Source organism: Cellulomonas sp. SLBN-39, assembly GCF_006715865.1.
Taxonomy (GTDB): Bacteria; Actinomycetota; Actinomycetes; order Actinomycetales; family Cellulomonadaceae; genus Cellulomonas.
Genome location: NZ_VFOA01000001.1, coordinates 1,325,254 through 1,340,034 on the forward strand (window position 1 = coordinate 1,325,254; position 14,781 = coordinate 1,340,034).

Here is a 14,781-nt window from a genome sequence, read left to right on the forward strand (position 1 = left end):
GTGGCGACGCGGTCGGCGGTGTCCCCGGCGCGACGGAGGATGGTGCGGTGGACCGGGGAGCAGACCGCGCGCAGCGGCTCGTGGACGCCGTGCGCGTGCGCGACGCCGCGACGGTCATGCACCTGGACGCCGACGCGTTCTTCGCCGCGGTGGAGCAGCGCGACAAGCCGTCGCTGCGCGGGCGCCCGGTGCTGGTCGGCGGGGTCGGGGGGCGCGGGGTCGTCTCCACGGCGTCGTACGAGGCCCGGCGGGACGGGGCCCGCTCGGCGATGCCCATGGCGCGCGCCCGGCGCCTGAGCCCGGCCGCCGCGGTGCTGACCCCGCGGTTCGCCGCCTACTCCGCGTACTCCGCGGTGATCATGGCGACGCTGCGCGAGCTCACGCCGGCCGTCGAGCCCTTGAGCATCGACGAGGCGTTCGCGGACCTTGCGCTCGCCGAGGGAGGGGCGCCGGACCCGCAGGAGGCCGGCGAGCGCGTGCGTGCCCTCGTCGCCGAGCGCACCGGGCTGACGGTGTCGGTGGGCGTCGGACGGTCCAAGCTCGTCGCGAAGATCGCGTCCGACCTGCGCAAGCCCGGCGGCCTGGTCGTCGTGCGGCCCGAGGACGAGGACGACGTGCTGCTGCCGCTGGACGTGCGGACCATCCCGGGCGTCGGGCCCGCCACGGCCGCGGCGCTCGAACGGCTCGGCGTACGCACCGTCGCCGACCTGCGCCGCCAGCCCCTCGACACCCTGACGATGACGCTCGGCGAGTCGTCCGGAACGAACCTGTTCCTGCTGGCCCGCGGCCTCGACGACCGGCCCGTCGTCGTCACCAGCGAGCGCAAGTCCGCCGGCGCGGAGCGCACGTTCGCGCACGACCTGTTCGGCCGCGAGCTCGTGCTGGCCGCGGTCGACGACGTGGTCGACGAGGCCCTGCAGCGGCTCGAGCGGCACGGCGGCGCCGCCCGGACCGTGGTGGCGAAGGTGCGGTACTCGGACTTCTCGACCGTGACCCGGTCGGTGACGTTCCCGCAGCCCACGGCGTCGGCGGCCGACCTGCGCGACGCCGCCCGCAGCGCGACCCTCGCCGCCGGCATCAACGACCCCGTGCGGCTGCTCGGGGTGTCGTTCCACGGCCTGTCCGCGCACGCGCAGCTCGCCCTGGACCTGCCGGGCGTGGCCGTCGAGCGCGGCACCGCACCGGTGGCGCTCGACGACGAGGTCGGCGACGCCCGGCCGGTGGTCCGGGTGCGGGCGGACCCGGACGCGGAGGCGCCGCGGCCAGCGGGTGAGCGGCCCGTGGTCGGGCGGCCGCTGGGCCCGGCGCCGCCCGGTCGCGCCCTCGACGTGACGAACGCCCGTCCCGGCCTCGACGTCGAGCACGCGACACTGGGACGCGGGTGGGTCGTGCACGTGCGCGGCCGGGAGGCGACCGTGCGGTTCGAGACCGCGCTCACGGAGCCGGCCCGCTCGCGCGTCGTCGACCTCGACGCCGACCCCCTGCTGCTCGTCGACCCCGTCGGCGTGACCCCGCCCGCCGCCGTCCCCGAGCACCTCCGGGAGCCCGCATGACCCCGCACCCCGCCCCGCACCGCGCCCGCCCGGCAGGACGCGTCCCGCTCCGCCGCGCGCTGGTCGGTCTCGTCGCGCTGCTCGCGGCCGCCGGCTGCTCGGGCACGCCGACGGGCAGCGGCACCGTCGCCGAGCCGCCCGCCGCACCGGCCACGGCCTCCCCGGCGACGTCCGTCGCGCCCTCCGCGACGACGTCCGCCGCGGCGACGGGCGAGGCCTCCCCCGTCGCCGACGCCGCACCCCCGGTCGCGCTGCCCCCGTCGGGGGCCGTGTTCGAGTACCAGCTCGGCGGCGCCGACGAGCCCGCGGACGGCACCGAGGTCGTCATCCGCGACTCCACCGAGCCACCGTCGGGCGGGTACGACATCTGCTACGTCAACGGGTTCCAGACCCAGCCCGGGGACACCGAGCAGACGATCCGCGACGAGCCCGACCTCGTCCTGCACGTCGACGGCGAGCCGCTGCGCGACCCGGGCTGGCCCGACGAGGTCATCTTCGACGTCTCGACGCCCGCGCTGCGCGAGCGCGTCGCCGCACGCGTGGGCGCGACGATCGACGGCTGCGCCGCTGCCGGGTTCGACGCGGTCGAGATCGACAACCTCGACGCCTACACGCGCTCGGCGGGCCTGCTCGACGAGGACGACGCCCTGGCCACCGCGGCGCTGCTGATCGACCGCGCGCACGCCGCGGGCCTGGCGTTCGCGCAGAAGAACACCGCCGAGCTCACGGAGCAGGTGCGGGCCCTGGGCGCCGACCTGGTGGTCGCCGAGGAGTGCGCCGCGTGGGAGGAGTGCGGGGTGTTCACGTCCGCCTACCCCGTGGTCCTCGACGTGGAGTACGACGCCGACGCGTTCGCCGCGGCGTGCGCCGCCCAGACCGACCCGGGCACGCACGACCCGCACCTGTCGGTGATCCTGCGCGACTACGACGTCTCGCCGCGCTCCGCCCCCGACGCCGTCCACGAGACCTGCTGACGCACGCCGCTCACCGGCGGGGGACGCCCGCCCGCCCGGTCACCGCCTCGCTCTCATCCGCCCGGTCCACGTGCGCCATCTCGCCGTCCACCTGTACCGACGCCCCGACCACCGGCTCTTGCGCGCCGCACGCCGGTCCTTCCGCTCGTGCTCGGCTTGCAGCCGGAACCACCGAGGCATCAGCACCCGCGGCCACCAGACCGTGCTCAGGATGCCCATCAGGAAGCCGGACATGGCGAGGGCGAGAATGGCGACGGCTGCCGACCGTGGGATCCCGATCACCGGGGATCCGAGTGCCATCAGGAACCAGGCCACCCCGGTCGGAGGCAGGCCGAGCGGCCACGCGTAGACCGGACGCCCCGGCGAGGCCCACTCCCGCCAACGGCCCGTGTACGCGAGCGCGCCGAAGCCGACCGAGGCGAGTCCCATGAGCAGGCCGTACAGGATGAGCAGCGCGTCCACGGGCGACGTGGGTCAGTCGCGGGCGGTGAGGACGACCGGGCCGCGCTTGGTGATGGCGATGGTGTGCTCGGCGTGCGCGGTCAGGGAGCCGTCGGCGCTGCGGATCGTCCAGCCGTCCGGGTCGACGACGTAGGCGTCGCCGCCGGCCATGAACCAGGGCTCGATGGCGATGACCAGGCCCGGCTTGAGCCGCTCCCCGGTGCCGGCGCGGCCCAGGTTCGGCACGTGCGGGTCCTCGTGCATGGTGCGGCCGACGCCGTGGCCGCCGAAGTCCGCGTTGATGCCGTAGCCGGCCTGCCGGCCGATGCGGCCGATCGCGGCGGACACGTCGCCCATGCGGGCGCCGGGCTGGGCGGCGGCGATGCCCGCGGCGAGCGCACGCTCGGTGGTGAGGATGAGCTGCTGCGCCTCGGGCGTGGGGGTGCCGAGCTGGAAGGTCAGCGCGGAGTCGGCGACCCACCCCTCGACCTCGGCGGCGATGTCGACGCTGAGCACATCGCCGTCCTGGAGCACGAGGTCCGACGGCAGGCCGTGCAGGGCCGCGTCGTTGACGGACGTGCAGAGCACGCCGGGGTACGGGACCGCCCCGAAGCTCGGGTGGTAGCCGAGGTAGACCGAGCGGGCGCCGGCCTCGTCGATGAGGCGGTGGGCGTGCGCGTCCAGGTCGTTCGTCGTCATGCCGACCTGCGCGTACTCGCGCAGCGAGGTCAGGACGGACGCGATGAACCGCCCCGCGGGGCGCATCTGCTCGATCTCGGCGGGTGTCTTGAGGGCCACGGGCCCAGCCTCTCATCCGGGCGGGGTGCCGGAGCCGGGCAGGCAACAGCCCGTGGGCCGGGCCTCTCGGGAGAGGTCCTGCCGCGAAGGACGAGGTCGCGGCAACCCACGGGCTGCGGTGACTGCCGGAGATTCACCAGGCGCCCGGCCGGGTTGCCGGCGGGGCGATCAGCGGATCGAGCAATCCGTCCGATGCTTCGGGCGACTAGCGGGCAGCCACCTCACGCGTCCGGAAAGACTTCATGTCTCGGACCACCTCCCTTCAGTGTGCGACCGACGCTACGCCGCGTCCGGGGAGGCGCCAACGGCTTTTTCCCGCCGATCTGCGACGGGCTCCTCAGCGCGCCAGGCGCAGCCGGGCGACCCGGCCCAGCACGCCCGTGACCAGCACCGCAGCCCCCACGACGAGGCTCGGCACCGGCAGGGTGGCGACGAGGACGACGCACCCGACGAGGCCGACGGCCTGCAGGGCGCGCGGGGTGCGGCGGGCGTCGCCGCGCTGCCGGGACGCGGCGAGGTTGGCGACCGCGTAGTACACGAGCACCCCGAACGACGAGAAGCCGATGACCCCGCGCAGGTCCACGGTGAGCACGAGCGCGAGGACCACGGCGCCGACGACGAGCGTGGCCCGGTGCGGGACCTGCCGCACCGGGTGCACGGCGGCGAGCGCCCCGGGCAGGTCGTGCTCGCGCGCCATGGCCAGCGACGTGCGTCCGACGCCGGCGAGCAGGGCGAGCAGGGCGCCGAGGGACGCGGCGGCGGCCCCGACACGCACGAGCGGGCCCGCCCACGTCCACCCGGTGGCGGCGACGGCGTCGGCGACGGGCGCGGCCGACGCGGCGACGCCGTCCGCACCGAGCACGCCGAGGACCGTCACGGCGAGCAGGACGTAGACGACCATGACGGCGCCGAGCGCGACGGTGATCGCGCGCGGGACGGTGCGGGCGGGGTCGACGACCTCCTCGCCGAGGGTGGCGATGCGCGCGTAGCCGGCGAACGCGAAGAACAGCAGGCCGGCGGACTGGAGCACGCCGTACGCACCGCCCGTCGCGGCGCCGCCGGCCAGCCCGCCGACGTCCCACGCGCCGCCCGCCGCACCGGCCACGACGACGACGGTCAGCGCGACGAGCACGAGCGCGACCAGCACGCGGGCGACGCGGGCGGTGCGGGTGACGCCGGCGAGGTCGACCGCCACGAGCGCGACGACCGCGGCCGCGGCGGCCGGGCGCTGCCACGGCTCGGGCACCGCGTAGGCCGCGAACGTCATGGCCATGGCCGCGCAGCTCGCGGTCTTGCCGATCACGAAGCCCCAGCCGGCGACGAACCCCCACCACGGGCCGAGCTCGGCGCGCCCGTACGCGTAGGTGCCGCCAGCGACGGGGTGCACGGCGGCGAGCTGGGCGGTCGCGGTGGCGTTGGCGTACGCGACGACGGCGGCGACGACGAGGCCGACGAGCAGCCCGGCACCGGCTGCCTGCGCGGCGGGCGCCCACACGGCGAACACCCCGGCGCCGAGCATGGCGGACAGGCCGACGACGACCGCGTCGGTCAGGCCGAGGCGGCGGGCGAGCGCGGGCGAGGTCACCGCGCGAGCCTAGGGTCCGTGCGCGTCGCCGCCCGGCCGTCAGGGGTGACGGCCGGGCGACGGGACGGTGACGGGCCGGTGGCGTGCGACCCGGTCAGGTCCGCGTGACCAGGTGCCGGGTGTACGCCGGGACCGTGAGGAACGTCGGGAACTCCTCGCCGAGCGCGACCTCCCGCAGCAGCGCCGCGGCGTCGTCGTACCGGTCGTGCGCGGTGCGGGGCAGGCCCGCGAGGACGTCGGCGAGGACCTCCTCGACGGCGGCCGCGTCCAGGTGCGTGCCCTCGGCGGTGGTGACGCCCTGGTGCACCCACTGCCACAGCTGCGAGCGGGAGATCTCGGCGGTGGCCGCGTCCTCCATCAGGTGGTCGATCGCGACGGCGCCGGTGCCGCGCAGCCACGCCTCGAGGTACCGCAGCGCAACCGAGACGTTCGTGCGGACGCCCACGTCGGTGACCGCCCCGGGCTCGCCGCCGCCCGCGGACGCGACGTCGAGCAGGTCGGCGGCGGTGACCGCGACGTCCTCGCGGAGCCGGTCGCGCTGGTCGGGCCGGTCGCCGAGCGCGTCGTCGAACACCGCCCGGGCGGCCGGGACGAGGTCCGGGTGCGCGACCCACGTGCCGTCGAACCCCTGCCCGGCCTCGCGCTCCTTGTCGGCGCGGACCTGCGCGAGCGCCCGCGTCGTGACCTCGGGGTCGCGGCGGTCCGGGATGAACGCGCTCATGCCGCCGATCGCCTGCGCGCCCCGACGGTGGCAGGTGGCGACGAGCAGGTCGGTGTACGCGCGCATGAACGGCACCGTCATCGTCACCCGCGCCCGGTCGGGCAGCACGAACCGCGTGCCGCGGGCCCGGAACGTCTTGATGACGCTGAACACGTAGTCCCAGCGGCCCGCGTTCAGGCCCGCGCAGTGGTCGCGCAGCTCGTAGAGGATCTCCTCCATCTCGAACGCGGCCGTGATGGTCTCGATGAGGACGGTCGCGCGGATCGTGCCGTACGGCAGGCCGAGGTACGCCTCGGTGAAGCGGAACACCTCGTCCCACAGCCGCGCCTCCAGGTGCCCCTCGATCTTGGGCAGGTACAGGTACGGGCCACGGCCGGCATCGACGAGCGCCCGGGCGTTGGTGAACAGGTACAGACCGGCGTCGACGAGGCTCGCGGACGCCGAGCACTCCTGGCCGGCACGGTCGGTGAACCGCACGTGCTTCTCCGTCAGGTGCCAGCCGCGGGGGCGGAACACGATGGTCGGCGTGGTGGCGCCGACGCGGTACTCCTTGCCCTCGGGGCTGGTGAAGTCGACCTGGCCGCGGATCGCGTCGTGCAGGTTCACCTGCCCGGAGACCACGTTCGCCCAGGTGGGGCTCATGGCGTCCTCGTGGTCGGCGAGCCACACGTGCGCCCCGGAGTTGAGCGCGTTGACGGTCGTCTTGCGGTCGGTGGGGCCGGTGATCTCGACTCGACGGTGCTCCAGGCCGGGGCCGGGGCCCGCGACGCGCCACGTCGGGTCGGCGCGCAGGTGCGCGGTGATCGGCAGGAACCCGGGGTCGGCGCCGTTGGCGAACCGGTCGCGGCGGCGCTGCCGTGCCGTGAGCAGCTCCTGCCGGCGGCCCGCGAACCGGGCGTGCAGGTCGGTGAGGAAGTCCAGCGCGTGCCCGGTGAGGACGGCGTCCCCGCCGGGCACGGGCGGCCCGGCGACGACGAGCTGCTCGCGCCGCCCGGCGCTCACGATCCTGCTGGTGGGTGACGTCTCGACGATGGTCATGACACTTCTCCGTTCATGGATGCCTCCCGACCCCGCTCCACCGGTCCCGTCCCACGTGCCACCCCTCCGCCGACCTCGTCATCCCTGCCGCCACCTCCACCCCGCCCGTCACGGATGACGGGTTCGCCGGAGGGGAGGTCTGTTGCCCCTCCCGCCGACCCCGTCATTCCTGACGGCCATGAGGATTCGGCAGGCACCGATGACGGGGTGGGCGAGCGGTGGCCGAGCCCGTCATCGGTGGCGGGTCGGCCGACGCCGACGGCATCGATGACGGGGTCGGCGGGGGTGGGTGGGTAGTCGGCGGGTGGCGAGATCGTGATCGGTGGTGGTCCGGCGGTGTCCGGGGGCATCGATGACGGGGTCGGCGGGATGGGTGGGGCGGGATGGGGTGGGGTGGGTGGTGGGGTGGATCAGTGGAACTGGGCGGTCTCGGTGGAGCCGGCGAGGGCGAGGGTGGTGCTCGCGGGGTCGATCGCGGTGGCGACCTGGTCGAAGTAGCCGGTGCCCACCTCGCGCTGGTGGCGCGTCGCGGTGTAGCCGTCGACCTCGGACGCGATCTCGGCGTCCTGGAGCTCGACGTACGCGCTCATGCCGCGCTCGGCGTAGCCGCGGGCGAGGGTGAACATCGAGTGGTTGAGGGCGTGGAAGCCCGCGAGGGTGATGAACTGGAACGCGTACCCGTGCCCCGCGAGCTCGCGCTGGAAGCGGGCGATCTGCGCGTCCGTCAGGTGCGATCGCCAGTGGAACGACGGCGAGCAGTTGTACGCCAGCAGCTTGCCGGGGTGCCGCTCGTGGATCCGCTCGGCGAACTCCACCGCGAGCGCGAGGTCCGGCGTGGCCGTCTCGACCCACAGCAGGTCCGCGAAGGGGGCGTACGCGTCCTGGCGGGCGAGCACCGCGTCGAGCCCGGGGGTGACCCGGTGGTACCCCTCGGCGGTCCGCTCGCCGGTGAGGAACGGGTGGTCCCGCTCGTCGACGTCGGAGGTGAGCAGGTCGGCGCCGAGGGCGTCGGTGCGGGCGACGACGAGGGTGGGGACGCCCGCGACGTCGGCGGCGAGCCGCGCCGCGGACAGGGTCCGCACGTGCTGGGACGTCGGGACGAGGACCTTGCCGCCCAGGTGCCCGCACTTCTTCTCCGCGGCGAGCTGGTCCTCCCAGTGCACGCCCGCGGCGCCGGCGGCGATCATCGCGTGCATGAGCTCGTAGGCGTTGAGCGGCCCGCCGAACCCGGCCTCGGCGTCGGCCACGATCGGGGCGAGCCAGTCCCGGGTGGGGGTGCCGTGCTCGGCGACGTCGACCTGGTCGGCGCGCAGCAGCGCGTTGTTGATGCGCCGGACGACGGCGGGCACCGAGTTGGCGGGGTAGAGCGACTGGTCGGGGTACGTCTGGCCGGACAGGTTCGCGTCGGCGGCGACCTGCCACCCGGACAGGTAGATGGCCTCGAGCCCGGCCTTGACCTGCTGCACGGCCTGGTTGCCGGTGAGCGCGCCGAGCGCCGGCACGTGCGTGCGGGTGTGCAGCAGCTCCCACAGCCGCTGCGCCCCGCGGCGGGCGAGCGTCGGGTCCTCACGGACCGAGCCGCGGAGCCGGACGACGTCCTGCCCGGTGTGCCGCCGCTGCACCCCGGCCCAACGGGGGTCGGTGCGCCAGGCGTGCTCGATCTGCTCGGCGGTCTCGCGCTGGTCGCCCGGGAGCACGCGGGGCACGTCGACGACGACGCGGCCGGCGCCGGGCGCCGTGGGGGCGAGGGACGTGGGGGTGGCGGTCGGTGCGGTCATCGCGTCCTCCGGTGGGGTCGGCTGGAGCCCCCACGCTGGACCCCGCAGCACCCGCCCGGACCGTCGCGCAGCCCGGAAGATCGGCCCGTCTTCCGCCCGCGGCAAGCCCTGCCGCTCTTCCGGGCCGCGGCTGCCTAGGGTGACGGGCGTGACCTCCCCCGGGACGCGTGCCGAACGACGCCGGGCCGCTGCCGGCACGGACCTGACCGCGGTCGTCGCCACGGCGCTGGCCACGGACCCCGACCGCCAGGTCCGTCAGGCGCTCGCAGCGAACGTCCGCACGCCCGACGCGACGCTGCTGGGCCTGCTGACCGACCGCGACTTCCACGTGCGGTGGAACGCGGCGCAGAACCCGGCGGCGAGCGACACCGTCCGGGCGCGGGCGCTGGAGCTCGGCGGCGACGTCGCGGAGGCCGTCGGGCAGCTCGCCGACTCCCTGAGCCCGGCGCTGGTGGACGCCGTCGTGGCGCACGCGCAACGGCGGGTCCGCGAGCAAGCCGTCTGCGTCGAGCCGGCGGTGCACAGCCGGCTCGCGGCGGACCCCGAGAAGCTCGTCCGCCGTCAGGTCGCGGCGCACACCACGGACCCGGACCTCCTCGCCGGGCTGGCCGGGGACCGCGCCGCCGAGGTCCGGTTCGCGGTCGCGCAGAACCTCGCCTGCCCGCGCGGCACGGTGCTCGCGCTGGCGGGCGACCGGTCGAAGGTCGTGCGGTGGGGCGTGATGGCGCACCGGCGGGGCGACCATGAGCTCAGCGCGCTGCTCAAGAACGACCCGGACGAGGACGTGCGCGTCGCCGCCGGTGCGTGGTGAACGGCTGTCGGCCCGACGGCCGCACCGCCCCTCCGCGGCCGGCTAGAGCTGGCGGCCCAGGAGGCCGACGAACTGCTGGATCCGCTCCTCGTCGCGCCGGTAGTGGGTCCACTTGCCGACGCGGGTCGAGATGACGAGGCCAGCGGACTCGAGCGTGCTCATGTACGCGGACACGGTCGACTGCGCGAGCTGCGCCTTCTCCGTGATGTGGCTGACGCAGACGCCGACCTCGTCGGGGTCGGCGATGGCCCGCTCCTGCGGGAAGTGGGCCCGCGGGTCGCGGAGCCAGTGCAGGATCCGCAGGCGGACGGGGTTGCTCAGCGCCTTGAACGCCTCCAGCACCTCGGGGGCGACGACGTCGTCGTCGACTCGCGTGGTCATGGCAGGCAACCTCCGTCGTCCGACTCATCGCAAAATCTCGATGCCTGCCGAACGTACCACCGGCACGCGCCGGGCCCGGGCCGGGGCCCGAGGCCGACGGACACCTGTCAGGGGGCGGGCACGTGCGGGCGCACCGACGGACCGACCACCGCCACGGCACGGGCGTCGGCGCGCCGCGCCCGGTACGAGGCCGGGACGACGACGACCAGAGCCGCAGCAGCCAGTCCGGCCCCCGCCCACAAGGGCGAGACGAACCCGAGGCCGGCGGCGATCGTGAGACCGCCGAGCCACGCACCGACGGCGTTGCCGACGTTGAGAGCGGCGATGTTGGTGCCCGAGGCCACCGTGGGGGCGTCACCGGCGAACTGCATGATCCGCAGCTGCAGGCCGGGTGCCGTGGCGAAGCCGACCGCGCCGAGCAGGAACATCGCCACGACCGCGACCCACGCCACGGACGCGGTGAGCGCGAACGCGCCGAGCACGACGACGAGAGCGGCGATGATCCCGATCAGGGAGCCGTCGAGGTTGCGGTCGGCGGCGCGGCCGCCAGCGAGGTTGCCGAGGAAGGTCCCGACCCCGAACAGGAGCAGCAGCCACGGGACGGCGCTGGCGGCGAACCCGCTGACCTCGGTGAGCGTGAAAGCGATGTAGGTGTACGCGCCGACGAGGCCGCCGAAGGTCAGGACGCTCACGAGCGCGGAGAGCAGGACCTGGGGCCGGCGCAGCACGCCCAGCTCCGATCGCAGGCCGGCCGACGGCGGCGCGGGCGTCCGGCGGACGAGCACCTGGATGCCCGCGAGTGTGAGGACCCCGATCGCCGTGATGGCCCAGAAGGTCGCGCGCCAACCGAGCTGCTGCCCGACGAAGGTGCCGAAGGGGACGCCCACCACGTTGGCGACGGTGAGCCCGGCGAACATCAGCGAGATCGCGCCGGCCTTGCGGTTCTCCGGGACCATCTCCGACGCGACGACAGCGCCGACGCCAAAGAACGCGCCGTGGCACAGCGCTGCGACCACCCGGCCGGTGAGCATGACCCCGTAGGTGGGGGCGAGCGCCGAGATGAGGTTCCCGGCGATGAAGAGCACGACGAGCCCGAGGAGCACCCGCTTGCGCTCGACGCGGGCGAGGGCGGCGGTCAGCGCGATCGCCCCGACCGCCACGCTCAGCGCGTAGCCGGAGACGAGGTGACCCGCCACCGCCTCGGTCACGGCGAAGTCCCTGGCGATCTCGGGCAGCAGCCCGACGATCCCGAACTCGGTGAGCCCGATGCCGAACCCTCCGAGCGCCAACGCCACGAGCCCAGCGGGGAGAGCGCCTCCTCGTCCGTCCTGACCGTCTTGGTTCATCGGGCACCCCTCTCACCAACAGATCGACGAATCGCAGATTAACGATGCGTTGGTGGGTGGTCAACGGCTTGTCGCCTGCTCGTCGGTCGTGCGCGCTCGGCGGGTGACCCGGCGTCCGTACCGGTCGAGGGCTAGGCCCTCAGCCGGACCACCGGGATCTCGCGGTCGGTGCGCTGCTCGTAGCGGCCGAACTGGGCCGTGGTCGCGACGATCTGCGTCCAGGCGGCGGCGCGCTCCTCGCCGTGCAGCTCGTCGGCGGTGACGGGGGTGCGCACGCCGCCGATCTCGACCTCGACCTGGTCGGGGTGCGCGGCGACGTTGTAGTACCAGGCCGGGTGGTCGGCCGAGCCGCCGGCCGAGGCGACGACGAGGCGCGTGCCGTCGGGGCCGGGGAACCACGCGAGCGGGGTCTGACGGGGCTCGCCGCTGCGCCGGCCGACGGTGTGCAGGACGAGCACGTCCATGCCCATGAACGACTGGCGGCCGGAACGCCGCGTGCGCCAGGACACGATCCGGTTGAAGAAGCGGATGACCGGGCCCCGCGGCGGTGTGCCGCCCCGCGACCCGCGAGGGGTGGTGAACGACATGGGTCGCCTCCGTCCTGTCCGGGCGAGCCTACGACGCGCGCACCACGGGACTCGCATCGCCACTGACGGCGGCAAGACCTACGGGATACGCATCTCGTGGAGCGGGTCCCGGTTCGCGGCGACCGTTGCCGGGCCGAGCGCTGCGAGCAGAGCAGTGAGCACCGCAGCGACAGCCACTGCCACGACGAAGGCGAGCCCGGGGACGGGTGCGCCTCTGGCCATGCTCGGGACGATCACCGCCGTCGTCCCCAGCACCGCACCTGCGACAGCGAGGACGCCCACCTGCGTGAGCAGGAGCGTCACGATCTGCCCGCGCGACGCACCGAGTGCGCGACGACGCCCGAAGTCCTTGCGCCGCAGCTGGACGAGCCCGAACAGGTTCGCCGCGACCAGGAGACCGGCAACTGCCAGGATCCCGAGCACGGCTGATCGCCCGTAGGTCACGAGCTCGCCGCCCACCGCCGCTCTGATGGCGGCCAGCTCCGCCGAGGTCTCCAGGGTGACGGCGCTGGGGTCGTCCGCGGCGACGAGACCCACGACCGCCGCGGACAGCGGCGCCACCGTCTGGGGTTCGTCGGCGACGACGACCAGGACGGCCACCGGGCCAGTGCTGGCGGCCGGGATGACGACCAAGGGCTCCATCTCGCGCAGGTGGTCGGGTACGTCAAGACCCGCGACCACGACGAGCTCTCGGCCATCGGTGGTGACGATGCTGCCCGAGCCGTCGACGAGTCCGAGTGCCTGCACAGCGAGGTCGGACGCCGCCGCCAGACCGTCCGACGGCACGTCCCCGAGGTCGCCGTACACCGCACGGACAGGGACGGGGCGACCCGCGGGCACGTTGCTGTTGCGCGCGTCGACGATCGGCCCGAGGGCCACGACCGACTCCACTCCCTCCAGCGCCCGGACGCGGTCGACCACGGCAGACGTGACGCCCGCATCCACGTCTGCCCGGACGACGACCGACCGGGTGCCGACGGCGTCGATGCGCGCGAGCGCAGCGGCTTCGGCGGCCGCGGTCTGACCTGACGTGAGCAGCGCCGCCGCGCACATGCCGGCGACCATGGCAACCGTCAGCAGGCTCGGCACAGGCTGGCCGACCGCGCTCGCGACAGCCTCCCGCAGCATCGCCCGTGCGCGCCCGGGCACGTGGAGGGCACGGCTCACAGCGGGGCCCCGAGGGCCACCTGCTGGTCGCAGGCTCCGACCACGCCGGGGTCGTGAGTCGCGACGACGACGCACGCGCCGAGGCGTGCGCGTTCACGCAGCACCTCGACCACCAGATCCCGGGTCGTGGGGTCGAGGTTGCCGGTCGGCTCGTCCGCCATGACGAACGCGGGGGACCACAGCAGCGCACGGCAGAGTGCGATGCGCTGCGCCTGCCCCCCGGAGATCTGCCCCGGCCTGTGTGACGCGCGCAGACCGACGCCGAGGTCATCGAGCAGGTCGGTCGCTCGAGCCACGGCGCGAGCACGCGACTCCCGGCGGTAGAGCGCGGCTTCGACCACGTTGTCGATGACCGTGCGTGACGGATCCAGTGCCGCATCCTGGAAGACGAACCCGAAGCGGTGCGCCCGTAGCCGAGCTCGCGCGGAGTCTGCCAGCGCCGCCGTGCTCTGCCCGTCGACGAAGAGCTCACCCCTCGTCTGACGGTGCATGAGCCCGAGGATGTAGAGGACCGTGGACTTTCCGCTCCCCGAAGGCCCGGTGACAGCAGTGACCGCGCCGGCCGGGAACTGCGCGTCCCAGTCGTCGACCACGTGCGTCCCGTTGGGATACGTGTAGCAGATTCCCTCAGCCACGAGCCCCGCGGTGCGCGCCGGCCGGCTCACGGCAGCCTGCCTGGGACACGTACGGACGTCGTCTCCTCGATCCCTTCGACCACGGCGTTCCCGAGTGCGCTGGCCACCACGGTGACGGGCTGGAACGTCCCGTCGTCGAGCACGACGCCGGGGACGCCCGACACGTCAGAGACGAGTGCGGCCGCCGGGACGACCAGCCCTTCGACCTCAGGGACCACGATGACCTCGGCCGGGACGAGGGTCGTGCCGTCCACCGGGATCGACGGGCACTCGTCTCCGCAGATCGATGCTCCGTCGGCAGGTGCGAGCACGGCACGCGCTGGCTCCTCACCGCCCGCGGTCTGGACCTCCTCGACACGCGCTTGCCAGAGCGAGTCACCGAAGGCGAGCTCCACGGCAGTTCCGGCAACGACAGTCGAGCGCTGACCGTCGGTGAGGGCGATCTCCATCTGGGGCTCGGCGGGCAGCACCTCGACCACCACCTCGCCGCCACCCAGCGTGAGGCCGACGTCGACGCCCTCCGCCAGGGCGAGCCGCGCGGGCAGTGCGCCGACGGCGACGACGTCACCACGAAGGACCTTGCCTCCGTCGGCGCCGGCTGCTGCGATGCCGAGGCCTGCGTGCCACGCACGCACGGCTCGCTCGGTCGCCCCACCAAAGACGCCGTCGGCCGGGCCGATCAGGTACCCGGAGCCGATCAGGAGGTCTTGGAGCTGTCGGACGTCGGGCCCCTGGTCGCCGCGGCCGAGGTCGCGGTACATGGGGATCTGGCCGGCAGCGACGACGACGGGCCGCATGTCGACGGTGAAGAGCCGGTCACCGGTGTCGGCCCAGTCGCCGTCGGCGAGGTCACGCGTGGTCACGGTCCCGACCGCGTGCCCACGCACGCTCTGCGCCGCCGACCAGGTCGCGGACGCGTTGAGCCGGATCACCTGACCTACAGTGCCTGGATCGGCGCGCGCAAGG

Annotated in this window: 14 protein-coding genes; 3 read left to right on the forward strand and 11 right to left on the reverse strand. The window is 74.6% G+C overall.

The window, feature by feature from the left end:
• The first annotated feature begins 47 nt into the window (after positions 1-47).
• On the forward strand, positions 48-1,553 hold the full coding sequence (locus FBY24_RS06015) for a DNA polymerase IV (protein WP_142158930.1): 1,506 nt from the start codon (positions 48-50) through the stop codon (positions 1,551-1,553).
• A complete protein-coding gene (locus FBY24_RS06020; protein WP_142158932.1) occupies positions 1,550-2,527 on the forward strand; it encodes an endo alpha-1,4 polygalactosaminidase in 978 nt (325 codons plus the stop codon). Before FBY24_RS06015 ends, FBY24_RS06020 begins: the two co-directional genes overlap by 4 nt.
• Before the next feature lie 39 nt (positions 2,528-2,566).
• Here the strand turns inward: FBY24_RS06020 and FBY24_RS06025 are convergent, their stop codons facing one another.
• From FBY24_RS06025 to aceA, 5 genes are all read right to left on the reverse strand, one after another.
• Positions 2,567-2,989 carry a hypothetical protein gene (locus FBY24_RS06025; protein ID WP_142158934.1) on the reverse strand — a complete coding sequence of 141 codons (423 nt, stop codon included), beginning with the start codon at positions 2,987-2,989 and terminating at the stop codon, positions 2,567-2,569.
• A gap of 12 nt (positions 2,990-3,001) precedes the next feature.
• Positions 3,002-3,766 (reverse strand): type I methionyl aminopeptidase, encoded by a 765-nt coding sequence (gene map, locus FBY24_RS06030; protein ID WP_142158937.1) that lies wholly within the window; start codon positions 3,764-3,766, stop codon positions 3,002-3,004.
• 337 nt (positions 3,767-4,103) lie between these two features.
• Entirely contained in the window at positions 4,104-5,351 is a 1,248-nt protein-coding gene (locus FBY24_RS06035; RefSeq protein WP_142158939.1) for an APC family permease, read from the reverse strand.
• A 94-nt stretch (positions 5,352-5,445) separates the two neighbouring features.
• Positions 5,446-7,110, reverse strand: coding sequence for a malate synthase A (gene aceB / locus FBY24_RS06040; RefSeq protein WP_142158941.1), 1,665 nt, complete (start codon positions 7,108-7,110; stop codon positions 5,446-5,448).
• Positions 7,111-7,520: 410 nt separating this feature from the next.
• Positions 7,521-8,888: an isocitrate lyase gene (gene aceA, locus FBY24_RS06045; RefSeq protein WP_142158943.1), complete on the reverse strand. Its 1,368-nt coding sequence runs from the start codon at positions 8,886-8,888 to the stop codon at positions 7,521-7,523.
• Positions 8,889-9,036: 148 nt separating this feature from the next.
• Here aceA and FBY24_RS06050 point away from each other — a divergent pair, with 148 nt between their 5' ends.
• The gene (locus FBY24_RS06050) at positions 9,037-9,699 is read left to right on the forward strand and encodes a hypothetical protein (RefSeq protein WP_142158945.1); all 663 of its coding nucleotides are present in this window, start codon (positions 9,037-9,039) and stop codon (positions 9,697-9,699) included.
• A gap of 42 nt (positions 9,700-9,741) precedes the next feature.
• Here the strand turns inward: FBY24_RS06050 and FBY24_RS06055 are convergent, their stop codons facing one another.
• The 6 genes from FBY24_RS06055 to FBY24_RS06080 all read right to left on the reverse strand — a co-directional run bounded on the left by FBY24_RS06055 (position 9,742) and on the right by FBY24_RS06080 (position 14,678).
• Positions 9,742-10,080, reverse strand: a complete 339-nt coding sequence (locus FBY24_RS06055; protein ID WP_142158947.1) for a helix-turn-helix transcriptional regulator — start codon at positions 10,078-10,080, stop codon at positions 9,742-9,744.
• A gap of 107 nt (positions 10,081-10,187) precedes the next feature.
• On the reverse strand, positions 10,188-11,426 hold the full coding sequence (locus FBY24_RS06060; RefSeq protein ID WP_142158949.1) for an MFS transporter: 1,239 nt from the start codon (positions 11,424-11,426) through the stop codon (positions 10,188-10,190).
• Between the two features lie 131 nt (positions 11,427-11,557).
• Positions 11,558-12,013, reverse strand: coding sequence for a nitroreductase/quinone reductase family protein (locus tag FBY24_RS06065; protein ID WP_142158951.1), 456 nt, complete (start codon positions 12,011-12,013; stop codon positions 11,558-11,560).
• Between the two features lie 78 nt (positions 12,014-12,091).
• Complete coding sequence (locus tag FBY24_RS06070; RefSeq protein ID WP_142158953.1) at positions 12,092-13,141, reverse strand: ABC transporter permease; 1,050 nt, start codon at positions 13,139-13,141, stop codon at positions 12,092-12,094.
• 35 nt (positions 13,142-13,176) lie between these two features.
• A complete protein-coding gene (locus FBY24_RS06075) occupies positions 13,177-13,845 on the reverse strand; it encodes an ABC transporter ATP-binding protein (RefSeq protein WP_142158955.1) in 669 nt (222 codons plus the stop codon).
• Positions 13,842-14,678: a peptidoglycan-binding protein gene (locus FBY24_RS06080; protein WP_160158444.1), complete on the reverse strand. Its 837-nt coding sequence runs from the start codon at positions 14,676-14,678 to the stop codon at positions 13,842-13,844. The genes FBY24_RS06075 and FBY24_RS06080 overlap by 4 nt, the downstream gene beginning before the upstream one ends.
• Between the last annotated feature and the right edge of the window lie 103 nt (positions 14,679-14,781).